The sequence below is a fragment of the Nostoc sp. C057 genome (assembly GCF_013393925.1).
In the GTDB taxonomy this organism is placed as follows: Bacteria; Cyanobacteriota; Cyanobacteriia; order Cyanobacteriales; family Nostocaceae; genus Nostoc; species Nostoc muscorum_A.
Genome location: NZ_CP040281.1, coordinates 4,905,889 through 4,932,037 on the forward strand (window position 1 = coordinate 4,905,889; position 26,149 = coordinate 4,932,037).

Consider the following 26,149-nt stretch of genomic DNA (forward strand, 5'->3'; position numbering starts at 1 on the left):
CGGAGTTGATATCCAATTGAGGATTAAGGCGTTAAACCCCATTTTTTTATATTGGTTACGCACAGGTGAGTAGTCTAACAAAAATCCCACCTGTTGGGATTTTGAGCGAGTTACCCGACTGAAGTTAGCGGTGGCTAGGAAACTGCTCGCACTTTTTTATAGCTATCAAAAGCCTCTGTTTCTATCCCCTGGATGTAATATTGGTTAGAATCAAAGGCTCCATGCGTGGCGATCATTATGGCATGAATCAATGCCTTTGCTTTTAAAAGTGTTTCTTGAAACTCCATTTCAGGATCAGAAAGCGCCACAATGCCGCCGCCAACGCCAATTGAGGTTTCCTCTGGAGTCAGCACAGCAGTACGAATGACAATATTCAAATCAGCCGAACCATTCAATCCCAAAAAGCCGATCGCTCCTGAGTAAACTCCCCGTGCTTCTTGCTCTAATCGATCGATAATCTCAAGGGTTCTGAGTTTGGGAGCGCCTGTCATCGAACCGCCGGGAAAAGCGTTGCGAATGCAGTCTGTAGCGCTCATCTCAGCACGTAAATGACCGCGAATAGTCGTCACCAGTTGATGTACCGTAGCATAGGTTTCCACATCCATCAATTTGGGAACATGGACAGTGCCGACTGCACAAACCCGTCCTAAATCATTGCGAAGCAAATCCACAATCATCAGATTTTCAGCGCGATCTTTTTCACTGTTCCGCAATTTTTCACGCAGGATAAAATCTTCGTTGGGTGTTTTTCCTCGTGGTAGCGTTCCCTTAATGGGCTTTGTTTCTACCCAGCCTTGACAATCAATGTGCAGAAATCGCTCTGGAGATGAGCAAGCGATCGCCACATCACCAAAGCGCAAAAATGCAGAGTATGGAGCAGGATTGATGCGGCGTAATGAACGATAGAACACCAGGGGATCGGGTGTTGTGTCTGTGTAAATCTTGTTTGTTAAACAAACTTGATAAGTTTCTCCTTCGTGAATTTCTTGCAAACACATCTGAATATTATCAAGATAAGTCCTTTCAGACCGACTTAATCGGAAAATAACAGGTGTCTGAACTTCTGGTGGAACAATAGGCGATAGGGGAAGAAGATGGTCAATCTGGTGTTTTATCCATTCAAACCAGGCTTCTGCTAAGTCGTATTGTCCGTGCTGAATTAGGCAAAGCAGATAGAGGGTTTGCTCCTGGTGATCGATTGCAATCATCCGATCGGCCAACAGAAACATAGCATCAGGTAAGCTAGAGGCGTGATTTAATTTAGATCCGCACTCTGCCTTTAATTCATAGCCAAAGTAACCCACAAACCCGCAGTTGAAATCGAAGGGTAAATCATCTGATGGGCAATGTCGTCGTTCAATTTCATCCTGGAGATATTCGAAAATCCCCTTTGTCTTACAGCTTATGGTATCAGACTGCGTAATGGTGAGTTCCTGCGATCGCGTCTGATAGCGAATTAGCAGACTGTTTTCGCCACTGCTATCTCCCATAAAGGAAAAGCGAGAAAGACCGGATTCAACCAGACTGCTGTCTAGCCAGAAGGTATTTGGTGATTTGCCAAACAAATGCACAAACATTTGCTCGGTATCGGGATACAGATTCAGCTTGTGCGTACAAAGTTTAAATTCCTGTTGCTGTTTTTGGGAAGAAGAACTTGCAGGTATGGGAGCAGTCCCGCTATTTTCTATCCAATAGTGTTTTCTTGGACTATTGCCGCGCTCTTGGGCAAATTTTAGGGTAATCTCTCTAAAATTCTCGAATAAGATTTGTCCATATTGAGTACAGATTGACTCTGGATGAAATTGCACACCCCATAACGGCAAGGATCGATGGCGCATTCCCATCACCAGATTATCCTCTGTCCACGCTACTTTTTCTAAACAGTCTGGTAGGTCATTTGCAACCAGCAAAGAATGGTAACGCACAACAGAGAAAGGAGAAGGAATTCCCGCAAACAAACCAGTACCATTGTGATAAACTTCACTGATCCGACCATGCTGAACTTCAGGTGCATAAATAACTTTTCCTCCATACTCATTACCAAGTCCTTGATGTCCAAGACAAACACCTAGAAGGGGCACTTGGGTATTTTGAATAGCTTGACTACAAATCCCAAAATCTTTTAGATTTTCAGGACGGCCTGGCCCTGGTGAAATCACAATGTTGTCAAATTCCCAATGTTGCAGTTCATCCCATGCAAATCGATCGTTGTAAATCACAGTGGGATACTCTGCATTTACTTCTGCAATTAATTGATAAAGATTAAAAGTATAAGAGTCATAATTATCAATAATTAGGGTTTTCATCTTGTAAGTCTCGATGTTGTTATGCTTGTTGGTCTATACAATGGCACAAAGACAAGTACAAGCAGCTTTATTCCAGTCTAAATCAACGGTTGAAAATCAGTTTATTTATCTAACTGAGCAACCTGATTTTCGCTAGATATTTCAATGCTGTTAGTCGATTTATTTAACGTTATCTAATACCCAAATACAGATTTTAATTTAAATGAAATAGAAATTTTATTTTCAGATTTTGCCGAAAAAATACTTACGTTACTATAACTATGTCAACTAAACATTTTCTATATTTCTTATACGATTAATTAATTAACTTTTTATTCATGGGCTAATCAATTTAATTGTTCTGCTATTTTATTTCATTACAGTTGTAGATAATTTTAGCATTGTAAAGTGATGCTCTTTCTAGCCTAAGTAGGACGGCGGAAATAATTAAAGGTTTGTAGTAAGGACTTCAGTCCTTCTTTTAGGACTGAAGTCCTTACTACGAACTAAATTACAATAATTTTACATTACTTAACATAGTTTGAATTATTCACACCGACTTACTTACGTAAGATTAAAACCCCTAGCCAATAGCTGAATTAGACAGCGATTAACTAGGGGTTTTGACCATTGGGAAACTGGCAAAAGTCTAAATTGAATAAGACACCGGGAAGGATTTCGCATCCTTTGGCTTGACATATATACGCTGTTTCGGTTCTAACTCTAAGTCATTAAAGCGATCGCGTGTTAAATGCGCCATCACCACTTGCCCATCATCGAAAGTTAATTCCACCTGAATTTCCCAACCCAAATGTATCAATCGGCTCACTGTCGCAACGGTAGTAGTACCGTTAGCAACCTTTTCTAAAATCACATCTTGCGGGCGCAAAAATACTTGTGGATGTGGCGCATCAAACCCGCTACTTTGAAAAATCTTCGAGTTGCTGGGTAATACATTTACCGGGCCGATGAAACTCATCACAAATGCGGTGGCAGGATTATCATAAATTTCCGATGGTGTCCCTACCTGTTCCACGCGCCCTTTATTCATGACCACAACTTCATCGGAAACCTCCATTGCTTCCTCTTGGTCGTGGGTGACAAAAACCGTGGTAACATGAACCTCATCATGGAGGCGGCGTAACCATGCCCGTAAATCTTTGCGGACTTTAGCATCAAGTGCGCCAAAGGGTTCATCTAGGAGTAACACTTCAGGTTCTACTGCTAATGCCCTTGCTAAGGCTACCCGTTGTCTTTGACCACCAGAAAGTTGTGATGGATAGCGATCGCCTAATCCACTCAATTGCACTAACTCTAGTAATTGTTCTACCTTTCCCTTAATCTTCTTTGGCTGTACCTTGCGAATTTCTAAGCCAAAAGCAATATTCTGCCTGACAGTCAAATGCTTAAATAGGGCATAGTGCTGAAATACAAAGCCAATATTGCGCTGCTGCACGCTTTGGTATGTAGCATCCTTACCGGTAAGCAGGATTTTGCCGCTATCTGGCATTTCTAAACCTGAAATTAACCGTAGTAGCGTAGATTTACCCGACCCCGACGGACCAAGCAACGCAACTAGCGAACCACTCTTAATTTCCAGGCTAACCTCATCAACAGCCTTGAAACTCCCGAATTGTTTGGAGACATTCTCAACTACTATGCCCACTGCTGCTATACCTCTGCAACTAAATCTACAGATCCTTGGTAGGATTACTGTGTCTTACATATACCATACATAATTATTTATAGATGAACAAGATTTAGCTACCGCAGCTGCCACAGTCGAGAAAGCTACAATCAGCACCACTGCAATCTAGGAAACTACAATCAGGGGCACCACAATCAGGAGCGATATTAAGTATCTCGGCACAATTGCAGCCCAAATCGGCACAATCAAAACATTCAGTATTGTTGCTGTTAATAAATGAGGATGTTTGACCAACTTTACCAGATGCTTGTTTTCGTTGCTGTGTTTCTGCTTCTTCCTCTGTAGATTCTTCGGAATTTTCGATTGACATAGACACATAGCGGAAAGCTACTGCGCGTTTACGCAAAATATGGTTAGCTTCTTTACAAGCTTGAAATCGTTCACGACTATTGACAAATGCTACTTTTAACCCTTCCTTAGCAATTACCCGCTTGAAGTACCCAGAGCAAGATTCGCCGCCATATAGTATTCTGTGGGCACAAGCAAAACCTTTGTGTGGGGAAATGTGCTTTTGATATCCGGTAATTGCGGCGGTACTAACTTGTCTGGCAAAAGAATCGAACAAGGAAATCTGCATATTTTGGGATTGGCGACTAGGCAATATTCTTCATTCTTCCCAATACCTAATTCCCAATTCCCAATGCCCTATTCCCAATCTCAATTCGTATCGAAACATTAAGGAATATTGCATTTAAGCAGAAACCTAGAGGAAAAGCGCCAAATCACTAGAAAGACCGTGGTAGTATGCTCTCGGTAAATGTGAAGATTGGGAGAAAGACCTTTGACACTACGGGTTGCTGTTATTGGGTCAGGCCCTGCTGGTTCATCTGCCGCTGAAACACTGGCAGCCTCTGGGATTGAAACCTACCTATTTGAGCGGAAGCTAGACAATGCAAAGCCTTGTGGGGGCGCAATTCCCCTATGTATGGTGAGTGAATTTGACTTACCACCAGAGATTATCGATCGCCGGGTACGGAAGATGAAAATGATTTCACCTTCTAATCGGGAAGTTGATATCAATCTGGTAAATGAAGATGAATATATAGGAATGTGCCGCCGGGAAGTGCTGGATGGCTTTTTGCGCGATCGCGCGGCAAAATTAGGCGCAAATTTAATTAATGCCACTGTTCATAAACTTGATATACCAGGAAACAATACTGATCCCTATACCATCCATTACGTTGACCATACAGAAGGTATCTCACAGGGGATTGCCAAAACCCTGAAGGTGGATTTAATCATTGGGGCGGATGGGGCTAATTCTCGCGTTGCCAAAGAAATGGACGCTGGGGATTACAATTATGCGATCGCTTTCCAAGAGCGAATTCGCTTACCCGAAGACAAAATGGCCTACTACAACGACCTCGCCGAAATGTATGTCGGTGATGACGTTTCGACCGATTTCTACGCTTGGGTTTTCCCCAAATATGACCACGTAGCTGTCGGTACTGGCACAATGCACATCAACAAAGCCAGCATCAAACAGTTACAAGCTGGTATCCGCGCCCGTGCTTCTGAAAAATTGGCAGGCGGTAAAATCATCAAAGTCGAAGCCCACCCCATTCCTGAACATCCCCGTCCCCGTCGTGTCGTTGGTCGCATCGCTTTGGTGGGAGATGCTGCTGGTTATGTTACCAAGTCTTCTGGTGAAGGTATTTATTTTGCCGCTAAATCTGGGCGGATGTGTGCCGAAACCATTGTAGAAACCTCTAACGGTGGTAGCCGTATTCCTACAGAAGGCGACCTCAAGATTTACCTGAAACGTTGGGATAAAAGATACGGACTCACCTACAAGGTGTTGGACATTCTGCAAAGTGTGTTCTATCGTTCCGACGCTACCCGCGAAGCGTTTGTGGAAATGTGTGATGACCTCGATGTACAACGGCTAACATTCGATAGCTATCTCTATAAAACGGTTGTTCCAGCTAATCCCATCACCCAATTGAAGATTACTGCCAAAACCATTGGTAGTCTAATTCGGGGTAATGCCCTTGCACCTTAATTGAGGGCAAAGGACTGGGAATTCCAACAAATAAATTACTCAATTTTGTGGGGTGGATATCTTGGACGCTGATTCATTTGGGCGGGCAAGATGCCCACCCCACAATTAGGTCTTTCAATGTGGCTCATAAAATCTCTTATTTCTTCTCAGCGATCTCTGTGCCTCTGCGGTTTAAAAGTTTTTTAACCACAGAGGCGCAGAAGACGCAGAGTAAAGAGCTTAAAATCATCGAATACACTTCATTTATTTGCCGTATTTCAGGTAAAAATAATTCTGAAAAATCCCATTGGGGTCATACTTACGCTTGAGGGCGAAAAATTTAGCAGATTGTGGATAAGCTCGACGAAATTGTTCAGGTGTGGCATGAAGACGATAGGGTAGATAATACCTACCGCCAACTGCTAGGGCTGCCTCAATCAGTTTCTGAGTCATTACCTCCATCTTTGCCTCCCCCTCTTGGCTACGTTGCTGATGAAACAGCATCACCAATCCAAAAACTTCCCCATCGGCATATCTAAGAAAACTGTCGTTATCTTGGTGAACATTTCGCACCGTGACATTGAGCAAATCCCCTTTGGACTGAGGAATAATCACGCGACACTTCTCTAAAAAAGCTTCCAGAGATTGAGGAGGAATAAAGTACTCATGCAGGATGTCAGTCTCTGCCTGATGACGATTTTCAAATAAGGTGGAGGGACGATTGAGAATCTGGTTTCTCAAAACCCAGCTTCCGGCTTCTCCCCCAACAATTTTTTCTAGTTGCCAGCGCAAGTTTTTGCCATAGTCACTGCCAATGCTGCCCCGGAAAACCGTCCGAGGTAATCCAGAATCTGGCTGTTTTTCTAAAGAGACAATAGCCTGATTTCCTTGGGGAATTTGGCGGTAAGTGGTGAGAATAGCTTCTTGTAAAAAGCTTTCCGGGGCAACAGAAAGTCTACCGTATGCCATACCAATATTGGCTGCACCATCTACCCGTTGCCGATAGGTATCAATATAATTCTCGCTCTTAATCACGAACCGTTCTGCTATATACGTCTCATTGGGTACTACTCTCAAATCCACGTCAAGAATGATCCCGAATAGCCCGTAACCGCCTAAAACGAGAGAAAATAACTCTGGGTTTTCCTGTCTGGAACACTGTACAACCTTCCCACTTGCCAGCATTAACCGGAAACTTTCGACCGTGCTAGCAAAGGGAGGACTATTATGTTGCCAGCCATGAGCATTAGCACTCATCGTACCGCCAACAGAAAAATCATTGTTGGACTGCATAACAGCGACAGAATAGCCACGTTCATTTAGGTAGGGAATAATATCAGACCATTTAGCTCCTGATTGTACCGTCAGAATTTTAGTCGCCGGATTGAATTGCATCCGGTTGAAGTTAAGCATCGCCAAGGAGATGCCTTTAGCATAGAGAGTGTGACCACCCATCGTATGGCGTGAACCAGCGATCGCTACCTTCTTACCTTGACGTAAAGCATCTCTAAGTACAGACTGTAGTAGCACCTCAGCAACTCCAGGCTGACTTTTAACCTGCTTAATAGTCACCTGTGTCTGATTCAGGTGACTGGCATCATCAACCGTGCCAGGAGGCAGGGGTTGACGATCATCGCGATCGCTCCAAGCTGTTAAAGTCAGGTGAGCAACCGGTCTGGCGATGACTGTTAAGGCAATAGTGGTAGTTGCCACTAGGACAAACAGGATAATCTTCAGCCTATTTTTTAACAATTTACTCCGGTAGAAACGCTGCATAACTTGGATTGAGAGGGCAAAATAGAAAACATGACGATTGAATCCGATTCCTCTAATCCACCAACCCCAGAACCAATACCTGAAAACGACTTGCAACCGGATGACTTTGATGGTAGTTCAACTGAGAAAAACCTAACCTCAGAAGTACTGGCGGCGATTGGGTCTTTACAATCTCCGCAACATACAATTGCTTTACAACAAGCCCGTTCTGACTTCAAGCAACCCATTACTAGCCAATTCACAGTTAAGCCAAGGGCATTGCTAATTACTCTAATAGCGATCGCCATCACATTCATCGGAATTATCCTCAATAACTGGATCGTTGGCATTATCGGAACGCTGATAACTTTGCTGTTATCCTTAGCCATATTATTGCCTTGGTTCCAAGAAGTTTTAGATGAGTGGTTTTCACCCCAAGAACGCACCCTGTTTGTGGCCTTTTTGGGATTACTAGTAGCCATCATCGGTTTGATCAGGTTCACAGGTGTGGGCGATCGCTTACTTGCTTTAGGACGCAAAATTAACTGGGACATTGCTGGAACCCTAGCAGATTGGTTTGGTGCTTTGGGGCAAATTCTGATCGCCATTATTGCTGTTTATGTAGCGTGGCGGCAATATGTTATTTCCAAAGACTTGACAATTCAGCAAAACCTGCTCACAGTTCAGCAAAATATTATCACCCAGCAACAGACAATTGATTCTTATTTCCAAGGCATTTCAGACTTGGTGTTAGATGAAGAAGGATTATTAGAAGATTGGCCCCAAGAAAGAGCGATCGCTGAAGGACGCACTGCGGCAATTTTGAGTAGCGTTGATGGTAGTGGTAAAGCAAAAATTCTCCGCTTTCTCTCACGTTCTAAGTTGCTGTCACCCTTAAAACGCGATCGCCTATTAGGTCGAGCCATTCTCGATGGGACTGGCGGATACGCAGAAGACCGTCTGGAAGGTTTGCGTGTCATCGATTTAGGTGTAATGCTAGCCGCAGCCGACCTTTCCGGTACTGATTTACGTTGGACTGACCTCAGCGAAGCTAATCTTGTCCGTGCTAATTTGACCGGTTGTGACTTAGTAAAAGCCAACCTCTCCCGCACAATTTTATATAATGCTAATCTCACTGGTGCCGACATCAACGGCATTCGCCTATTTTACGGTTTAGTAGATAAAGCATCACCCCGTAGTCGGACTGAACCGCCAGATTATGAAACCGGTGAACAAACTGGCGCTGTAGTGGAAAATGCCGATTTCAGTAATGTGCAACGGATGTCTGAGTCTGCACGTTGCTACTGTTGTACTTGGGGTGGCGAAAAAACTAGAGCTACTATTCCAGGTGGTTGTGAAGGTATTCCTAATAAATTGGGAAGATAGTTATAAAAAGGAGTCAGAAGTCAGAATTCAGAATACTCTAACTATAAGCCGATGATTCGGCTTGATTTTAAACCAATATTCAGACGTTCGCGGACTCGCTCTAAGCGCAGCCATGCCGCAGGCTTTACGCTGCGCTATCCGCTTTTTCGGTCAGGATTCATGCTGAATTCTGACTCCTGACTCCTGAATTCTGTTTTATAAAAAATTAGTTAGCCGCATTAAAAATCTGTTGTGCAGTTAAATTTAATTGGGGAAAAGTAGGTGATAAAATCACTGTGTTACCTTGAAAAGGTGTCATTTGATATTCACCATCAACTAATTCGCATATAAAAATAGTGGGTTGTTTGGGATTGCCGATGAACTTTCTTGCACCCAATGCAGCATAATCAGCAATCCAATATTCGGGAATTCCCATTTCTTCATAATCCCCAAGCTTATTGTAGTAATCATCTCGCCAGTTGCTTGAAACAACTTCTATAACTATTGGAACTGATGCTGCTTGGCTTACTGTTGACTGTTTTTGAAAAAGCGGTTCATTGTCGAGATTATCAAGATTTAGCAGCAATACATCAGGCGAATAAGCGGATTCGGCAGAAGGAGTTTGGATAAATGAAGTTTTGGGTATAGTGTAGGGAAGATTCAGGCGATCAAACTCGACAGTTAGCTTATGGGCTATAAATCCCACAACTTTTTCATGCGCTCCGGTTGGGGGTGGCATTTCAATAAGTACTCCTTTGTGCAATTCATAGCGTTTAGCGTCATTGGGATACCATTCAATAAATTCGTTGAAGGTGAGTAATTTGGGCAATGATTGAGTCATAATCTTACCTCCATATATGTTTTACTTTATCATTTAATAAATATTGATTTTTCGGTGATGAAATTCGCACTTGTGTTTTTTATTAGCTTTAAAAAGTGTAAATGTTTATTCCCAAACAATACGACGTGTTCCTCAATCTTTAACTCTAGCGACCCGCAAGAAATATCTGTTCTGCGGTCAGATTCAAGTCTGGAAACGTTTGGGACATGAGGCGTTCTGTTCCTCTAAACTGTTGTGCTTGATAAGTTCCATCGACTAACTGATAAATCGTGATTACGGGTTCTTTGGATAAGCCAATGTAGCGTTTCCCTCCTAGCCCTAGATAATCCGCGATCCAGTACTCCCCAATACCTAAAGCTTCGTAGTCTTCCACTTTCCGAGCATAGTCATTCTGCCAATTAGTACTGACAACTTCTACTACTAACTTTACAGACTTGCCTAGTGTAATAACTGGCTCAGTTTTCCATAATGGTTCATTTGCCAAACTCGTCTGATCAAGAATCACAACATCGGGTCTAAAGGCTGAATTTTGACCTAATGGCTTAATTAGGCATTTCATAGGAATAAACCAAGGCAAGTTGAGCAGATCAATTGCTACGTTAAGCTTACGATTAATTAACCCAGCAACCTGTTCATGAAGTCCAGTAGGTTCCAAGTCGATTATTTCTCCGTCAATTAACTCGTAGCGTCCATCATCCAGATAGCCAGCAACGAATGCCTCAGAGTTAATATTACCTGTATTAACAGTGGCTAAGACCATAGACATTTGTCCTTCCAAGTTAAGAACAAGAGCAGTAATACCTGCTCTTAATTATTCTAACTATCTTTGATTAGGCAATTGACTAATATGCTTCAAAATCTGGAGTACACTATACAACTCATTGCTCCGGTTATAGACATCAAAAAAACTCTAATCCATAGAACAATATTACTTGCTTTAGTGTGATATTTTCCGAAGCAACAGTTAGAGCCATTATGTTAATTCAATAGTAGAAAAACCTACCAGTTTAGTAATTCTCGCCTTCAGGTAGGGTGAGGATTTCAACACCATCTTCAGTTACAGCTAAGGTATGCTCACATTGAGCAGAAAGCTTGCGATCGCGCGTTACCGCAGTCCACTTGTCGCTGAGAACTTCGACTTCGTAAGTACCTTCATTAATCATTGGCTCAATAGTAAAAACCATCCCCGGTCTTAGGCGCTTGCCTTTACCGCGAGTACCATAATGGGGAACATCCGGCGCAGTGTGGAAAATGTTACTGATGCCGTGTCCAACAAAATCTCGCACTACAGAAAAGCCTTGCCCTTCAGCATACTCTTGAATAGCTGCACCAATATCGCCAATCCGTCCCCCCGGTTTCACTTCAGCAATACCCAGACGCAAACACTCCTCTGTCACCTCTACCAGCTTTCTCGTTTTTGGGGAGGGAGTACCAACAAAAAATGTCTTGGATGTATCGCCGTGATACCCTTCAACAATGGGCGTTACATCAATATTAATAATGTCACCGTCTTTGAGAATCTGCTTGGCGTTAGGAATGCCATGACAAATTACCTCATTGACACTGGTACAAATCGATTTTGGATAACCCTTATAGCCAAGAGGTGCGCTTTTTGCTCCATGCGCTTGCGTCCAACGTTCGGCTTCATCGTTTAGTTCGAGAGTACTAACCCCAGGCTTCACAAACGGTTCGAGATGCTGGAGAAGTTTGGCTGCTAAACGCCCAGCTTGACGCATTTTCTCTATTTCTCGTTGGGATAAAATGACAATTAGTTCAGTTTTCATTAACTTTTATCTAGACAAATTTACATAAACATAGTGAACCCTGTCTGTGCAGCTCTTTGAGCAGCATCAGCAACCTTTAAGGTATACAAACTCTGCTCTGGGGTAACGTACAAAGGAGTGCCATCAAAAAGATGGTCTAACACCATAGCTGTGTCTTTGGCAAACAAACCCCGGCGAGGACCAACCTCTATAGATGTTGTTTCCCCTGGCTGGATGAAAATTCCTGTGTCCCCATCAAAGACTAAACCACCTTTTTCTCCGTGAACTTCAAACTTGCGTTCTGATTGCCAAATACTTTCGCCTTTGCCATAGACTACTTGGGCTAAAAGTCCACTGTTAAAGCACAGTTCACTAGTGCAGAAACAGGTTTGGTAATATTCCGGTTCTATTTCCCAATATCGCTGATGACAGTTAACAGTAAATACTGTACCAAATAAATCGATGAGGCGATGTAGGCGAGACAGGGCCCCAATTAAGGGAAAACCGAACAACTCGTGGTTATAAGTCCATTTACGGGGTGCAGGATTTTGGGGATTGATAGTGCTGTAGCGAGCATAAAACACTTCACCAACTTTGGCTAAGTTTTGCTTCAAGGCTTGATGCAAACCACCCAAAAGTTCTAGGTGTTCTACGTGCAAGAGTTTTTTTTGTGCTTTGGCTAGGGCAATCAGTTCGTCTGCTTCGACTACATCCAACGAAAGGGGATACTCTATAATTACATGTTTGCCATTGGTAAGTGCTGCACGAGCGATCGCACCATGATCTCGATTAACAGTGCAAATCACTACTAGGTCTACATCTTCACGCTCTACTAGCTCTTGCCAAGAACTTAATGCTTTAATCTGGTACTCTCTGACAAAGGCTTCTGTTTTTTCTGCGGTATGACCAACAACCGCTATCAACTGCGATCGCTCATCATGGAGCAATGCTTCAGCCCGGAACTTTGCCGCATACCCAGTACCTACCAAACCTACACGCACTCTTGCTTTTTCCAAAGCTGCTCCTGAATTATACATGATCATTTTATATAAAAACTTGGCACAAACTCATTATGTGACCTGCTTAAAAATCGGTTTTTGTTAGTCTTGAAATTTTCGGAGTTGTTGCAGGAAGTTTCTTGATTGTCTTGACAAAACTCCGAGCTTATGGATGATAAAACCTTGCTGCAAATTTAAATAACATCAAATTTAATCATGCTTTCTTAGCTAGAGCATAGTTTTTTATTATCACAGCTCAACTAGGGCAGTAAATACATAAATAAAACTTATCGGGATTAAGCAACTAAATTTCATTACTAATCGGGTTCAATTTCGAGTTACATAGTTTAATTTTTCTCGTAGTATCAGAATTGAAGCAAATATAAACTAGCGGCTAATTCCCAAGAACAGCCGCGACCTTTGGCTTAAGATAACTTATACTGCCGTTCACAAAAGAGAGGATTACTCAATGCCAACTTATAAAGTGACACTAATCAACGAGGCTGAAGGGCTGAACACAACCCTTGATGTTGAGGACGATACCTATATTCTAGACGCAGCTGAAGAAGCTGGTATTGACCTGCCCTACTCTTGCCGTGCTGGTGCTTGCTCTACCTGTGCAGGTAAACTCGTATCAGGTACTGTCGATCAAGGCGATCAATCATTCTTAGATGACGATCAAATAGAAGCTGGATATGTACTGACCTGTGTTGCTTACCCAACTTCTAATGTGACAATCGAAACTCACAAAGAAGAAGAACTCTATTAAGAGGAAAACTAAATAGCCAAATACCTATTTCTATTGGTGATTATAGTTGCTCGAACATTTGGACTGAGCGATCGTCCAACGTCTTAATGTTGCAAGACTAAGCATCAATTTGTGTGTGCCTCTTAAAGCCACTTTGAAAAAAAGCCTGATTTTATGTTGAGCAGGAACACAGTAAATTTAGTGTTCCTGCTTAATTTTTTAGTATTGAGTTCCACCTCAGCAATTTTAGCTTTTGTTGACTCCTGATTCCTACCTCAAGATAGAGGTAGGAATCAGGAGGTAGAAACTTTTTCTATCTAATTTTGAGTCCTGTATTTTGTACCTAACTCAAAAAGCAAACTGCTGTAAAAAGCGATTAGCTTAGAATTTAATCTCTTTGTTGAGAACTTGAATCTGAGTACCAGGATAATAAAATTGGAGAATTTTAGGACTTGACCAACCTAGTTTTGCTAGATTTTGAGCGCCAGTTTGACTCAAGCCAACTCCATGTCCTAATCCACCACCAATAAAAGCGTATCCCCACAGTTCTGGTTTGCCTTTATTCAGAGGTTCTAGGTAAAAAAGCGTACTTGTAGGAGCAGCAAAGGCGCTGCGAACTTCGTCTTTGTGAAGAATAAAGGTGCTTTTATCAGTTTTAACCGCGAGTTCCAGAATGCGTCCACTCTCGCTTCGCTTCACCACTGCCATAGCCTGAATTGTCTTAAATTTGGCATGAGGACTGTTTTTTACCTGCAAAAATTTCTGCAAGTCCTTGATAATATCTTCTAAACGGGTTTCCCTGCGCCAGCGAAAAGCATCCCATTTGCTCTCATTAAATCCCTGTTGGATATTAATAAATTTCTGGAAGTTCTTTTCATCTGCCAAACTCTGCTTAGACAAGTTCCAAAAATTAGTCGCAGCATCTAGTACAGGGCGCAAATAGGGACGATCGTCGCCATTCCAGACATCGCTGAAGGAAGCAGTAACACCACCTGTGGTAGAAGAATACAGGGCATCTACTAGTTCGTTTTTATAAGTTACTACCTTACCCCTGGTGGAGGCGATCGCTTGGTCTGTTTTAGCCGCCGCTCCATTTAGCCCATAATAAACTTGGCAGTGAGTATCGGCACACAACTGATAGTTATCTGCGGCAAACCTGCGTAAATTTCTTAAAGCATAAGTCCGGGCGAGAATTGCTTGGGCTTCTAGCGCCGCTTTTGGTGCATCCGTTCCTATTTCGTAAGGCACAACCCCACGTAAATAAGTTTCTAAGGGGACTTGGTTAACTAAAGTGTATGTGCCGTAAGCATTTGGCTGCAAATTCAGTTGTCCAGAATAAAGACGAGCATTTTCTGGTTTTTCGCTTTTATTGACCCGAATCAAGTTTTTATCAGTGCTAATTTCCAAATCATTTGGGCTATAGCGTTTACCATCCACCACCCAACTAACTTGCGGCACTTGTTTTAAAACTTTAGTATCAAGATATACTTTATCTTTATTAGAAGCTTGAATGTTCTGCAATAGTAAGCGTCGCAATAAAGGAGTGCTATAAACATCTCGTTTAGCCCAAACCTGCCAGCGTTCTGGCTGGGCGATTTCCACTTCTATTCCCTGAGAACGCCATTTGTTAGCACTATCTTCCGCAGTTTCAAAAGTACGGTATGTACCTAAGACTACCATTTCTTCAACTGCTGGCTGGGGTAAAGCTTGCATAACTGTTTCCAGCTTTACAGGATTCTTTGTCACCAGGATTTGCTGCTTGTTACCCGCTTGAAATTTTAGCTTTAAGCGATCGCCTTTTGTGGGTTCCAGTTGCAGTTTAGCTGTGGGTTGTGAACCAAATCGCTGCACAATCCCAATTTTCAGTCCTATATCCTGGATGTTACTCTCAGGGCCTGATGCAGCAGTCAGTCCCAAGAGACAAAATGTTGTCAGCACAGTGTGGGAAAAACGCCAAAACAAAAATTTCATGGCTACCTGATAGCGTACCCCTATGGGGAAGCAAGCTACGCGCAGCATATCGAGCTTCTTTTGCCCCCTAATGCGGCGTTGGAGCTTATTTTCCAATTGCTTTGCAGTGCGGTCTTTTTGTCGCATGAGCGCTCCAATGATACCATTACCAGTTTTGCCCTAAATATAGATTGCAAAACGAAGTCATAACGACTATGATTTATTTAGAGACACAAAACAGAACTAGTTGGATAAACTCCTTATGGTTAGAGTCCAAGAAATTCCATTAAATCAGATAAAACGGCCATTGCCCCGTGCAAACGATCCAAATAAAGTGCAAGCCTTAATGGAATCGATTGCGGAGATTGGGCAGCAAGAACCTATTGATGTCCTAGAAGTAGATGGACAATATTATGGCTTTTCTGGTTGCCATCGGTATGAAGCTTGCCAGCGTTTAGGCAAAGAAACCGTTTTAGCCAGAGTTCGTAAAGCACCCCGTAGCGTTTTAAAGATGCACTTGGCATAGAGAATGAGAGTAGGGAGGCAGGGGGACAAGGGGACAATGCCCAATTCCCAATTCCCAATTCCCAATTCCCAATTCCCAATTCCCAATTCCCAATTCCCAGTGCCCAATTCCCCATGCCCAATTACATATAACCTAATTAGGAGAAAATTATGTCATCAAAAGTAACAGTCAAAAATGTAAATATCGGCATTGACGAGGCTAGTAGGGCTAAAATTGCCGAGGGTTTATCTCGTCTGTTGGCTGACACTTATACACTTTATCTGAAAACTCATAACTTCCATTGGAATGTAACGGGGCCGATGTTCCAAACATTGCATTTGATGTTTGAAACCCAGTATACAGAATTAGCTTTAGCGGTTGATTTAATAGCTGAGAGAATTAGAGCGCTTGGCTATCCCGCACCGGGAACCTACAGCGAATATGCCAAACTGAGTTCAATTCCAGAAACTCCTGGGGTTCCGAAAGCTGTTGAGATGATCCGCTTATTAGTGGAAGGACAAGAAGCCGTAGTCAGAACTGCACGGTCTATTTTCCCCGTGATAGAGGAAGTTAACGACGAGCCTACTGCCGATTTATTAACTCAACGGATGCAAGTACACGAAAAAACCGCTTGGATGTTGAGAAGTTTACTGGAAGAATAGGAATTAGGGAATAGGAATTAGGGAATAGGGCATTGGGAATTGAAAAAAACTTAATCACCAATACCCATGCCCAATCCCCAATACCCAGTCCCCAATACCTACTTGCCCTGAGCGGAGCCGAAGGGATGCCCAATACCCAATGCCAAATGCCCAATACCCAAAAGTTGCAAGATTTAATGCAACAAGTGGGTATTTCTAGTTTTAAAGCGCTAAGTCGAGCTACTGGTGTTTCAGAACGGCAACTTTTGCGGTTACGCCAAGGAAAGCTAGAGCAGATGCGGGTAGATGTGCTGCTGAAGCTGTCACCAGTGCTACAGATGCCATTGAATGAATTAATCGCAACTTTTTCAACCGTAGAGTTATTACAAGAGAAAGCAGCGCCCAATCAGGAATTGTTACAAGAGATTACAGATTTAAGAAAAGAGTATCAGCGATCGCAGTTTCAACTAGAACAGCAGCGAGAGATATTACTACAAGAACTCCAGCAGTCAACTTTACAACTGCTGGAGTCTTTCTTATTGCAATGGCCAACAGCAGCACAGAAAGCTCAAGAGAATCCACAGCTAGCAGCAGTGAAAATAGTACCGTTAGTGCAGAAACCTCTGGAAAAGCTTTTACAGGCGTGGGGAGTGGAAGCGATCGCACCAGTGGGAGCAGAATTACCTTATAATCCCCAACTACACCAACTGATGGAGGGAACTTCATTACCTGGAGAAATAGTCAAGGTGCGCTACACTGGATATCTTCAAGGTGAGAAGCTGCTTTACAGAGCTAAAGTTAGTCCTGTTTGAGGGAGTTAGGGGTTAGGAGTTATAAATTCATAACTCTTTACTTTTTATGCTGTCTGTTGAAAAATGACAAATATTGGGAATACTAAAATTGCAGATGCGATCGCCTCTGAGAAGTTCTGTTAAAGCGTTGGTGTAGGTTTAAGCTTACTTGGCGCTGTTGAAACCGAAATTTTTAGCTCTAGAGCGGCATTCCAGAGATAAATTATTTCCATAATGTAAGTAATCGGACATAAATAAAAAAATATTTAGGAAATAATCTGAAAAGTCATAACTTCAGCTTGTAGATCAGTAGATAGCTACATCAATGAGATGAAAGTAAGTTGGCGTTAAAAATCAATATCTGTGATAAAACATAAAATCAGCAAAAGCTTGAAAATTGGTTATTCCAATGTTTTTACACAATTAAACATACATGGGTTTTATCATGCCAACTTACCAATTTTGTTATTTATAGTTAGTCTGTTCGTAGTAGAAAAAATATACTTAATTAAGCTAGTATTTTTTTTATAATTACAAAAACATCATATTTAAATATTTATAATGAATCTTCGTCGATACAGATTAATTATCATTTATTACTCAATTTTTAATGTTAGATTTAATTTTGAAAGCATTTTTAAATGCTCTATGATGGGTATATAATAGCGAAAATAGCGGCATCAGAGCATCATTTACACAAATAAGCGTGACATAATTATGAGAGAACAAGTAAAAGTTATTCAGCTCAGTGGTAATTTGAATGCCACAACTTCACAAGAATTTCGACAAAATATCACTGATATTTTAGAAACTGGTGCGAAAATTGTGTTAGTGGATTTTAAAGATGTAATATTTATGGATAGCTCAGGTTTAGGAGCTTTAGTGTTAGCTTTTAAAACCTTGCGGGCAGCAGATACTAAGCTTGTTCTCTGCTCAATTAATGAGCAAGTAAGGATATTATTTGAACTTACTAATATGGATAAAGTATTTGAAATATTCCCTAGCCAAGACGCATTCAATCAGGTTTTAGTATCCAATACATAATTAATCAAACTTCATTTGCAAAATAGATAAATCATCATCAAAAGCATCTTTGGAGTTCAGAGCAATTAAATAACTCAGTACATGATCGAGTTGGCAATCAACAGGGTTTTGTAAGCTAACTAGTAGCTGAATAAAAGCATCCAAACTCCAAAGAGTGCCATCTGATTTAGTGATTTCATAAGCGCCATCACTAAAAATGTAAAGGCTACTGAATTTTTCAATATTGTAAACCCCGTCAACATATTTTGCTTCTGGAAACATCCCAACTGGCATACCGGGGGTCTTCAAAAGTTGAACATCAGACTTTCTCGGTGATAAACCAGTTATTAAAACTGCTGGCGGATGACCTGCACTAGAATAAACTAATTGGCGGGTAATTCGATTGTAAACTCCGTACCAAATCGTAAAGTATTTGTCATTTTGATAATTCATCTGGAAGGTATCATTCAAAGCCTTCAACACATCACTAGGTTGATAGTAATTCAGACTTTTGAGCGCACGAGAACGCAGCAGATTCAGCACTGAAACTGAGGGAAGAGTAGCTTTGAGTCCATGTCCCGCAGTATCGAGTAAATAAATTGCTAGATAATCGTCATCAAGCCAATAGTAATCGAAACAGTCACCACCGAGTTGCCGCGAGGGAATAAATCGAAAATTTATATTGAAAGGTTCAGTCATAGGAAAAGGCAGCAGCGATCGCACATATTCTGCTGCTTCTGACATTTCTGATTCTAAAAGCAACTTTTGAGCCTGCAAATCCCTACTCAACTGATGCAGGCGTAACCCCGCTCTTACCCGCGCTTGTAATTCATTATGCTCGATAGGTTTGGAAATAAAATCATCAGCACCAGCATCTAGACCTTTAACGCAATCGGCAACTGAGTCTAAGGATGTTAATAAAATAAAGAATGTGGTAAAAAATCTGGGATCTGCCTTAATACGCTGGCAGACTTCCAGACCAGTTAACCCCGGCATAATCCAATCACAAATAATTAGTGCTGGATGGCAAGCTAGCGCTTTTTCTATTCCTTCCTCGCCACTACTGGCAGTAACTACTTCATAACCCTGTTTTTCCAACATCCTTTTCAAAAGTATTTTTATGGAATAATCATCATCAATTATTAGTATTTGGAACATAGCAATTTCTCAGAAAAACTCATTAACAATTTGGTGAAAAGATAGAAATTAAAAAATAATTTTAATTAATTAGTTACTAATAAAACAGTTTTCTTTTTCATGAAGTACAAAGCTACGGGTTTTAATGTGGGAGGCAGAAACTCTTTATATCTAAATTTTTATTCCTAAATTATGTACTTAGTTGCAACCTGCTGTATTTCTGTATTAATAAGTAGGACAGCGTAAATAATTCAAAGTTTGCTGTAAGGGTTTTAGACCTACTTTGTTCGCATAGCCTCTCGTGAAGAATAAAAAGCTGAAACCTCCTACTATTAACTAATGCCAATATTATTACATTAGTTAATGTAGCTGGAATTTTTCTATATTTCCCAGTCGAATTTATGGCTTTTTGACAGTCATAAAACGTTATGGAGGTGCAAGAGGATTCATCCACAACAGGATAGAACTTCTTAACTGGTTCAAGTCGCGGTATGCTTCTTGCTTGAACCATTGCCCTAATGCATCAAAGGGGGTAAAAGACGTTCCAGTTTGCCATTTAATATCTTGACCTAAAGGCGTTGTATGATTTCCTGGTAACGTTTGTGCTGTCACCATGTCATCAAAGCGTTCTTGTAATATTTTGGTTAAAGCTGCTGATTGGTCAATTGTGTCATTACTAAACTTTATTAATAAATTACGTCGGATAGTGTAACGCTCTTGGACAAGCTTGTTAGTTTCCAACGGTGAGGGAGTAAACTCGATTTTCAAAGTAGAATTGAACTGTTCTACTAGGGGAATAGCTTCTTTGGCGGCGTAGTTGTTAAAGGATATTAAAATATTGCCTGCACGTTCTACTTTAAAGAGGCTACCAATTAGCAAGTGAAGTTTACAGCCCATACTGTGTCCAAGACCATAGATGGGGAAGTAAAGCTTGCGTAATGCTCCAGAATCATGTAATCGTTCCAAGGTGCGGTCAAAGTTTAACAGTACGGATTTTGCGATCGCTGTATGATCCAATGTATTGACAAAAGGCGTAGCAATTACAACATAGCCTTTACTTGCCAGTTGTTCGAGTAACCAGCGATAAGTGATGTGTGGTGCAGTGGCGACAAATGCACCTCCTAAAAAATGGATGATACCTATGGGATTTCGGGGAATGATTACCCAGTTACCTCTGACTTCTTTCCAGTCCATGCCGATAAGCGATCACTTTCTTGATATTCTTTATGTTAGACCGGGGATCGCTACCGTGGGAAGGATTATGGAAAAAGCTACGAACAATTGGTAATTACGTTACAGTTGAAGTTTAAATCTCTAGCCATAACTGGGCTATCAGAAGAGGTTTTTTAGTCTGACCTATTTTTCGATTACAACTTACGTTACTGAGTCTTGTCTGCGATATGCTGTTCGCAAACGAACGTGATTACGTTAGCGTAGCAAGTCCGCACAGCGTCTTGTAGAGAGAGTCATTACAAATTATTTTAACCCTGAGTCTGTAATCGTTTCATTTCGTGTTGCACATCTAATGCAATCTGTAATGCTTCATTGAGCAACCTTCCATGCTCAGTAGCCTGTTCATTTACTTGCATGGCTGTTAAAGTTGCTAAATTGTTGACGAATAGTTCTGTATTACTAAGGATAAAGCTCTTATTCTCTCTCAAAATCCTTTCTGTCTTCAAAGCGCGAACTAAATCAGCTTTGGTGAGATTAAGCGCTGCGAGTACACTTTCTCTTTCTTTTATCAGCACTTCTGGATTACCAGCTTCTTCTATTTGGTCATTGATATGTATTGCTCTAATTACAGTATTATATCTTTCAACATCGTTTAACAGGATTTGGAGAGATTTTGTCATGTTTATCTTGACAATTTTACTTCTCTTTTTCCATATTAAATATAAGATAGTTTGCGTCAGACCGCCAACCCAAAGACCTAATATAATTAATACTATCCAGGATGGAATTGCTATCCATGATACAAATATTTTGAGAATTATATCAAATAAAAGATAGCCAAAAACAAATGTAGCAAACCCAATAAAAACTACAGTTGCTCCTTCCGAACTTTTAATTTTTTGGATGTATAACTTTGCAAAATTTTTGAGAGGATTTGTAATGATTAAAAGTTGATCATTGACAGGTAAATTAGTCAGCTTTTGCAGTTCATCCTGACTAATTTCCAAGCCCTGTAAATCATCCCGCACAGCTTTTTAATCCTTGCCAGAATAGTTATTTAATCTAATATAGCAATCAAATTTCTAGAATGCTGGCATTTTGTCTAAACTTTTTTAAGCAAGTTAATACTTCTAGGCAATGCCAAGAGTTTTTGTACAATATGATACTCTTTTGCCCAGATAGAAATCCTATTTGAGTTGTGAAAATGAACGAACCGCCAACGTGTAGCGTATCGAAGAGAAGAACGCCAAGAAAAAATGAGAGCGTGAATAAATCAATTGCCTGTAAATGTAATAGATCATGCAACGGGTTATTTTCCTGTTAAACAGCTATTTCTAGCTATAGAAAAGTCCGCAAAAACGGACTCTATTGTTTAGTTATAAATAATTGTGTCTCACTCGTTACATTAACTTCCCTTCGGAGAAGATTGTTTCTGTTTTGAAATGCCACGCTGAGGGTTTAAAAATGGGGGAATGGGACAGTCTAGCGTCATAGCGATCGCTCTTAGTAAGTCTGCTTCTGACTGTGTAACTTTGTTATCTAATAGTACCGTGTGAGCGCAGGCATCTACAATAGCTTGCTTGAGTTTGGGACTGGCAAGGCGGAGGCGTTCAATACTTTTCTTAAGTTCAGTAAAATTACAGCTTGGTGGCGTGTCTGGTTTTTCTTGTTCTGCGGCTTTAGGAAGCCGAAAAACTCCAGAACGAAAAGCATAGGCGATGTCTTCGGTGGACGCATTGGGTTGAGAGTGTCCAACGCGGGCAATTACGGACAGTACTAACAGGCTATCTGGCCAAATCTGTTCTATGGAGGTGTATTCTACTGTTGTTGTAGATGTAGGATTTATACTAGGTTGGAGGCGATGCCACAGTATTAACTGCAACACAAAATGCCACAGTGATAAACTTCCGGTGGCTACAGCTAAACCGTGGACAGATTTGCATAGTCTTTTGCATTCTTTGGCAGAATTTTGGCGCAATACGGGTACTGCCAAATCTACAAGTGGTAAGCGAATTTTGGCATCTAACTGGCTAATTTCGCTACTCAATTCCAGAGTTTTATCTACCAGCTCAGCAGGCTGTACCTCGCGTAACCAAGCAATTTGACGTTCTTGGATCTCGATATTTTCTGTATCTAACGCTAGTGCAAAAGCGATCGCCATTGCACTTTCCTGCTCCCGTACACCCAAGCGCAGGGATTCTGGTAACTGCGATAACAGTGCTTGAGCATGGGCAAAATGCTCTGGGGTAACGCTGCCAACTTGGTTGACAACCTGTTCTGGTGTGGCGTTAGAACTACCAGCAAAGCCCATTGTTAGAGATTCCGGGGAAGGGGAACGCATTTGATTGCTAGATGGCATTGCTGGCAAATTGCTGACGTTCAAACCCCCAACGCGACGGATACGTTCTGCTAGAGGTGGGTGGGTAGAAAACATATTGTCCCAGAAAGAGGGGTTGAGCGCATTACCAAAAAACATGTGGCTAGCGGCTTCTGCACCAGGCGAAATCAAGCGTGAATCCATCTGTTGGAGTTTTTGGAAGACTCCGTTAAGTCCGTTGGGGTTGCGAGTGAACTGTACAGCCGAAGCATCGGCAAGAAATTCGCGTTGGCGAGAGACGGCGGCTTTAATCAAGCGTCCGCAGACTAATCCGATACCGCCAATTGCCATTAGTGACAAACCAAAAGCCCAGATAGGTAAACCCTTATCTTCTTTTCCTAAACGGAAGCTACCACGAATGCGCCACAACAATTCTCCGGTTAAATAAATGAACAAAATCCCGTGCAAGAGTCCCACTAAACGCAAATTTAGCCGCATATCTCCATTAAGAATGTGGCTGAATTCGTGGCCGATGACTCCTTGTAACTCATCTCGGTTTAGATGTTGTAAAGTCCCACGGGTAACACCAATTACAGCATCATTGGGCGTAAATCCGGCAGCAAAGGCATTAATGCTGGTTTCTCTTTCCAGGAGATAAACTTCCGGGACAGAAATACCAGAAGCGATCGCCATTTCCTCGACTATATTTAATAGTTGTCGCCCTTGTTCATCTGCCATATCTGGGAGTAACAGTCTTCCCCCCAACTCCTGAGCAATGACGCTTCCTCCTTGACGGAGACAGGCAATTTTATAGAGACTTCCCACTGCGATCGCAATTATTGTAATCCCAGCCACGTAGAGAAATATCCCTGGATGCCACCAAACACGAGGAGCCATGCGGAGCAGAAATAAAGTGGCAATGTAAATCGCCATAATCATGACTGCGATCGACAGGGAAAATAATCCAATTAATTGTTGCGTATTTTGGCGTGCCCGATCCTGATGTTCAAAGAAATTCATAGATATTTAAAAAGACACGCGTGGAGCATTTCTCATTTCTGGAGTAGCTTCGGCAAGCAATTCTGCAACAGTAAAGTTAAAAGTATTTGCCACAAGATTGCTGGGGAAAGATTCGCTCTTGGTGTTGTAAAGTGTCACCGCGTCATTAAAAGCCTGACGTGCAAAAGCAATCCGGTTTTCAGTGGAAGATAATTCTTCCATCACCTGAGTCATGGCGCGATCGGCTTTCAATTCTGGATAAGATTCTGAAAGTACCATCAACCGACTTAACGCACCCGTCAGCGCTCCTTCAGCATTGCCCAACTGTTGCATCGCTTGCGGATCGCCGGGATTTTGTGCGGCTCGACTGCTAGCATTAATTGCAGAATTACGAGCCGCAATAACTGCTTCTAAGGTTTCTCGCTCATGTTTCATGTACCCTTTGGCAGTTTCCACCAAGTTGGGAATTAAGTCATAGCGACGCTGTAATTGAACATCGATTTGAGAGTAAGCATTTTTGTAACGGTTACGATACTTGACTAAATCGTTGTAGGCATTAATGATAATTAGAGCAACAATGGCAACTAAAGCAACAGAAAATATTAAAAGCCCCATATTTTTAGATTATTTCAATCAGGTACTGACTTTATATCCAGCAAAATTTGTGTGGATATAAAGATGAGTCTACTTTTAACAAGTTGGCTTCGTCGCCTGTAAAATTAGTTACGCAATTGCACTGAGCTAGATAGGTTGCACCCAACGCAGTTAAGGGACTTTGCCCGGATTTCTCACAATACTGTAGGCAGAGGAGTGTGGGGAGTGTGGGGAGTGTGGGGGGTAAGACTTCTTCCCCATCCTCCCACACCTCCCACACCTCCCACACCTCCCACACTCCTTGATTTCTCACTTGTGAGAAATCAAGGTTTGGCGTTAACCCAAGCGTATTGCTATATAAATAGAGACGCAATTACTATAATTGCGTCTCTACAAAATGTCTATTTAGCCTTTTTACGTGTAATTGCACCCACCAAAAGGATAGTTGTTAATTAAATTATTCCTGGGCCTCTACCGCGTTTGTCACCCTTTTCGGTCAACTTGCCTTCTTCATCCTGATTAACTTCTCCAAGTTCTTCAACACGTTGTGCAGTATCTTCTGCTGCTTGTTTGCGTGCATCACCTGGTTCTTCGTAGTACATTTCCGGTTCAACCGCATAGTTGTTCAACAAACCTTCTTTGTCTACGGTGTATCCGTCAGTAGTGCGTATACTTTCTGGATCGGTTTGATCATCTGTAGCTGCATCTGCTTCTCTTTCTTCTGTAGGGAGTGTTTTGTAGTTGCCTCCTTCTCTTTCGATCCGAGCAGCTGTTTCGGCTGGGATAATGCCGCGATCGTAAGTATCTACTTCAGCGCGATCGGATGAATCTATATCTCTCTTAACTGCTTCATTAGCCATAATTTATGTCCTCGTAAAAGAATCTATTAAATAACTTCAAAAACTAGATTAAGCTTTTTTTAATCTCCGAGCTACTATCTTTAGAAGTGATTTAAAATTAAAAAGAGGATTACATCCTCTATCTTCCGGTGTATCAAAAGATTAATATTAATTCAGGTTAAATACTAATAATTTAGATTTACTATTTAAGACAAGGAGTTTAAGCCCCTTGTCTTAAAGGTAGATAAATTTCTACCATAATGTATTGTGCTAGTTGAATGGTTAGAAAGTTTATTCGCCCACAAATTGATTTTTGAGGGATTGAATTTCATCAGCTAATTCTTGCCTAGTTGAAGCCTTTAGTAAATAACGAAAAATAAACCAACTGGCATAACCAATTCCAACTAATTCAAAGAGTGGTGATAGTAATGGAATATCATTGATCGCATCCAGTAGTGCTAGCACTAACTTTGCTGTAACAATGGCAGCTAGAATTAACGCAACAGTTATTAGAGGCTGTTTATAGTCCTGAAAAAAGCTACCTAAGTAGTCGGGTAGTTTCTCCAAAAATTGAGAAACTTGTCTACTAATTTGCTGCCATTGAGATTCCGGTTCCGATGCTGGCGGTAACTTTGGCAAATTTGCATCTACACCTTCAAGTGCTAGCGTACCTTGTGATAATGAAGTATTGATGGATTGACGTTGCTGTTGTTCGGTTTCCATAGTTTTTCAACAA

23 protein-coding genes are annotated in these 26,149 nt (G+C 41.5%); 7 read left to right on the top strand and 16 right to left on the bottom strand.

Features of this window, described 5'->3' with window-relative positions; translation table 11 throughout:
- Positions 1–134: 134 nt before the first annotated feature.
- The 3 genes from pabB to yidD form a co-directional block, all read right to left on the bottom strand.
- Complete coding sequence (gene pabB, locus FD724_RS20935; RefSeq protein ID WP_179073978.1) at positions 135–2,306, bottom strand: aminodeoxychorismate synthase component I; 2,172 nt, start codon at positions 2,304–2,306, stop codon at positions 135–137.
- Positions 2,307–2,934: 628 nt separating this feature from the next.
- Positions 2,935–3,951 carry a sulfate/molybdate ABC transporter ATP-binding protein gene (locus FD724_RS20940; protein WP_179073979.1) on the bottom strand — a complete coding sequence of 339 codons (1,017 nt, stop codon included), beginning with the start codon at positions 3,949–3,951 and terminating at the stop codon, positions 2,935–2,937.
- 94 nt (positions 3,952–4,045) lie between these two features.
- The gene (yidD, locus tag FD724_RS20945) at positions 4,046–4,570 is read right to left on the bottom strand and encodes a membrane protein insertion efficiency factor YidD (RefSeq protein ID WP_179075568.1); all 525 of its coding nucleotides are present in this window, start codon (positions 4,568–4,570) and stop codon (positions 4,046–4,048) included.
- Positions 4,571–4,774: 204 nt separating this feature from the next.
- Here yidD and chlP point away from each other — a divergent pair, with 204 nt between their 5' ends.
- Positions 4,775–5,995 (top strand): geranylgeranyl reductase, encoded by a 1,221-nt coding sequence (chlP, locus tag FD724_RS20950; RefSeq protein ID WP_179073980.1) that lies wholly within the window; start codon positions 4,775–4,777, stop codon positions 5,993–5,995.
- 243 nt (positions 5,996–6,238) lie between these two features.
- Here chlP and FD724_RS20955 read toward each other — a convergent pair whose 3' ends face one another.
- Entirely contained in the window at positions 6,239–7,750 is a 1,512-nt protein-coding gene (locus FD724_RS20955) for an FAD-binding oxidoreductase (RefSeq protein ID WP_179073981.1), read from the bottom strand.
- Between the two features lie 30 nt (positions 7,751–7,780).
- On the opposite strand from FD724_RS20955, the gene FD724_RS20960 reads away from it, so the two are divergent.
- Complete coding sequence (locus tag FD724_RS20960; RefSeq protein ID WP_179073982.1) at positions 7,781–9,115, top strand: pentapeptide repeat-containing protein; 1,335 nt, start codon at positions 7,781–7,783, stop codon at positions 9,113–9,115.
- Between the two features lie 205 nt (positions 9,116–9,320).
- On the opposite strand, the gene FD724_RS20965 is transcribed toward FD724_RS20960, so the two are convergent.
- The 4 genes from FD724_RS20965 to FD724_RS20980 all read right to left on the bottom strand — a co-directional run bounded on the left by FD724_RS20965 (position 9,321) and on the right by FD724_RS20980 (position 12,735).
- Positions 9,321–9,935: a Uma2 family endonuclease gene (locus FD724_RS20965; protein ID WP_179073983.1), complete on the bottom strand. Its 615-nt coding sequence runs from the start codon at positions 9,933–9,935 to the stop codon at positions 9,321–9,323.
- 145 nt (positions 9,936–10,080) lie between these two features.
- The gene (locus FD724_RS20970) at positions 10,081–10,701 is read right to left on the bottom strand and encodes a Uma2 family endonuclease (RefSeq protein ID WP_179073984.1); all 621 of its coding nucleotides are present in this window, start codon (positions 10,699–10,701) and stop codon (positions 10,081–10,083) included.
- A gap of 241 nt (positions 10,702–10,942) precedes the next feature.
- Positions 10,943–11,719, bottom strand: a complete 777-nt coding sequence (map, locus tag FD724_RS20975) for a type I methionyl aminopeptidase (RefSeq protein WP_012410086.1) — start codon at positions 11,717–11,719, stop codon at positions 10,943–10,945.
- Between the two features lie 20 nt (positions 11,720–11,739).
- Positions 11,740–12,735, bottom strand: a complete 996-nt coding sequence (locus FD724_RS20980) for a Gfo/Idh/MocA family protein (protein ID WP_114086236.1) — start codon at positions 12,733–12,735, stop codon at positions 11,740–11,742.
- Between the two features lie 430 nt (positions 12,736–13,165).
- Here FD724_RS20980 and FD724_RS20985 point away from each other — a divergent pair, with 430 nt between their 5' ends.
- On the top strand, positions 13,166–13,465 hold the full coding sequence (locus tag FD724_RS20985) for a ferredoxin (protein ID WP_012410088.1): 300 nt from the start codon (positions 13,166–13,168) through the stop codon (positions 13,463–13,465).
- 360 nt (positions 13,466–13,825) lie between these two features.
- Here FD724_RS20985 and FD724_RS20990 read toward each other — a convergent pair whose 3' ends face one another.
- The gene (locus FD724_RS20990; protein ID WP_179073985.1) at positions 13,826–15,541 is read right to left on the bottom strand and encodes a SpoIID/LytB domain-containing protein; all 1,716 of its coding nucleotides are present in this window, start codon (positions 15,539–15,541) and stop codon (positions 13,826–13,828) included.
- Between the two features lie 115 nt (positions 15,542–15,656).
- Between FD724_RS20990 and FD724_RS20995 the strand changes: the two genes are divergently transcribed.
- The 4 genes from FD724_RS20995 to FD724_RS21010 all read left to right on the top strand — a co-directional run bounded on the left by FD724_RS20995 (position 15,657) and on the right by FD724_RS21010 (position 18,375).
- The gene (locus tag FD724_RS20995; protein ID WP_012410090.1) at positions 15,657–15,920 is read left to right on the top strand and encodes a ParB N-terminal domain-containing protein; all 264 of its coding nucleotides are present in this window, start codon (positions 15,657–15,659) and stop codon (positions 15,918–15,920) included.
- Between the two features lie 149 nt (positions 15,921–16,069).
- Positions 16,070–16,561, top strand: a complete 492-nt coding sequence (locus tag FD724_RS21000; RefSeq protein WP_012410091.1) for a Dps family protein — start codon at positions 16,070–16,072, stop codon at positions 16,559–16,561.
- Between the two features lie 146 nt (positions 16,562–16,707).
- Complete coding sequence (gene grpE / locus FD724_RS21005; protein ID WP_179075569.1) at positions 16,708–17,352, top strand: nucleotide exchange factor GrpE; 645 nt, start codon at positions 16,708–16,710, stop codon at positions 17,350–17,352.
- Between the two features lie 696 nt (positions 17,353–18,048).
- A complete protein-coding gene (locus FD724_RS21010; RefSeq protein WP_114084717.1) occupies positions 18,049–18,375 on the top strand; it encodes an STAS domain-containing protein in 327 nt (108 codons plus the stop codon).
- On the opposite strand, the gene FD724_RS21015 is transcribed toward FD724_RS21010, so the two are convergent.
- The 7 genes from FD724_RS21015 to FD724_RS21045 all read right to left on the bottom strand — a co-directional run bounded on the left by FD724_RS21015 (position 18,376) and on the right by FD724_RS21045 (position 26,136).
- Positions 18,376–19,512, bottom strand: coding sequence for a SpoIIE family protein phosphatase (locus FD724_RS21015; RefSeq protein WP_114084716.1), 1,137 nt, complete (start codon positions 19,510–19,512; stop codon positions 18,376–18,378).
- A gap of 405 nt (positions 19,513–19,917) precedes the next feature.
- Positions 19,918–20,685, bottom strand: coding sequence for a DUF1350 family protein (locus FD724_RS21020; protein ID WP_114084715.1), 768 nt, complete (start codon positions 20,683–20,685; stop codon positions 19,918–19,920).
- Between the two features lie 287 nt (positions 20,686–20,972).
- On the bottom strand, positions 20,973–21,692 hold the full coding sequence (locus FD724_RS21025; RefSeq protein ID WP_179073986.1) for a hypothetical protein: 720 nt from the start codon (positions 21,690–21,692) through the stop codon (positions 20,973–20,975).
- Between the two features lie 377 nt (positions 21,693–22,069).
- Positions 22,070–24,001 (bottom strand): M48 family metallopeptidase, encoded by a 1,932-nt coding sequence (locus FD724_RS21030; RefSeq protein ID WP_179073987.1) that lies wholly within the window; start codon positions 23,999–24,001, stop codon positions 22,070–22,072.
- 6 nt (positions 24,002–24,007) lie between these two features.
- On the bottom strand, positions 24,008–24,595 hold the full coding sequence (locus FD724_RS21035; RefSeq protein ID WP_114084712.1) for a LemA family protein: 588 nt from the start codon (positions 24,593–24,595) through the stop codon (positions 24,008–24,010).
- 431 nt (positions 24,596–25,026) lie between these two features.
- Positions 25,027–25,434 carry a hypothetical protein gene (locus FD724_RS21040; protein ID WP_114084710.1) on the bottom strand — a complete coding sequence of 136 codons (408 nt, stop codon included), beginning with the start codon at positions 25,432–25,434 and terminating at the stop codon, positions 25,027–25,029.
- Between the two features lie 270 nt (positions 25,435–25,704).
- Positions 25,705–26,136, bottom strand: a complete 432-nt coding sequence (locus tag FD724_RS21045) for a CAAD domain-containing protein (RefSeq protein WP_179073988.1) — start codon at positions 26,134–26,136, stop codon at positions 25,705–25,707.
- Positions 26,137–26,149 lie beyond the last annotated feature (13 nt).

Coding starts and splice junctions, on each gene's coding strand:
- pabB (WP_179073978.1), bottom strand. CDS start 2,306: ATGAAAACCCTAATTATTGATAATTATGACTCTTATACTTTTAATCTT.
- yidD (WP_179075568.1), bottom strand. CDS start 4,570: ATGCAGATTTCCTTGTTCGATTCTTTTGCCAGACAAGTTAGTACCGCC.
- FD724_RS20955 (WP_179073981.1), bottom strand. CDS start 7,750: ATGCAGCGTTTCTACCGGAGTAAATTGTTAAAAAATAGGCTGAAGATT.
- FD724_RS20960 (WP_179073982.1), top strand. CDS start 7,781: ATGACGATTGAATCCGATTCCTCTAATCCACCAACCCCAGAACCAATA.
- FD724_RS20965 (WP_179073983.1), bottom strand. CDS start 9,935: ATGACTCAATCATTGCCCAAATTACTCACCTTCAACGAATTTATTGAA.
- FD724_RS20970 (WP_179073984.1), bottom strand. CDS start 10,701: ATGTCTATGGTCTTAGCCACTGTTAATACAGGTAATATTAACTCTGAG.
- map (WP_012410086.1), bottom strand. CDS start 11,719: ATGAAAACTGAACTAATTGTCATTTTATCCCAACGAGAAATAGAGAAA.
- FD724_RS20980 (WP_114086236.1), bottom strand. CDS start 12,735: ATGTATAATTCAGGAGCAGCTTTGGAAAAAGCAAGAGTGCGTGTAGGT.
- FD724_RS20985 (WP_012410088.1), top strand. CDS start 13,166: ATGCCAACTTATAAAGTGACACTAATCAACGAGGCTGAAGGGCTGAAC.
- FD724_RS20990 (WP_179073985.1), bottom strand. CDS start 15,541: ATGCGACAAAAAGACCGCACTGCAAAGCAATTGGAAAATAAGCTCCAA.
- FD724_RS20995 (WP_012410090.1), top strand. CDS start 15,657: ATGGTTAGAGTCCAAGAAATTCCATTAAATCAGATAAAACGGCCATTG.
- FD724_RS21000 (WP_012410091.1), top strand. CDS start 16,070: ATGTCATCAAAAGTAACAGTCAAAAATGTAAATATCGGCATTGACGAG.
- grpE (WP_179075569.1), top strand. CDS start 16,708: ATGCCCAATACCCAAAAGTTGCAAGATTTAATGCAACAAGTGGGTATT.
- FD724_RS21010 (WP_114084717.1), top strand. CDS start 18,049: ATGAGAGAACAAGTAAAAGTTATTCAGCTCAGTGGTAATTTGAATGCC.
- FD724_RS21015 (WP_114084716.1), bottom strand. CDS start 19,512: ATGTTCCAAATACTAATAATTGATGATGATTATTCCATAAAAATACTT.
- FD724_RS21020 (WP_114084715.1), bottom strand. CDS start 20,685: ATGGACTGGAAAGAAGTCAGAGGTAACTGGGTAATCATTCCCCGAAAT.
- FD724_RS21030 (WP_179073987.1), bottom strand. CDS start 24,001: ATGAATTTCTTTGAACATCAGGATCGGGCACGCCAAAATACGCAACAA.
- FD724_RS21035 (WP_114084712.1), bottom strand. CDS start 24,595: ATGGGGCTTTTAATATTTTCTGTTGCTTTAGTTGCCATTGTTGCTCTA.
- FD724_RS21040 (WP_114084710.1), bottom strand. CDS start 25,434: ATGGCTAATGAAGCAGTTAAGAGAGATATAGATTCATCCGATCGCGCT.
- FD724_RS21045 (WP_179073988.1), bottom strand. CDS start 26,136: ATGGAAACCGAACAACAGCAACGTCAATCCATCAATACTTCATTATCA.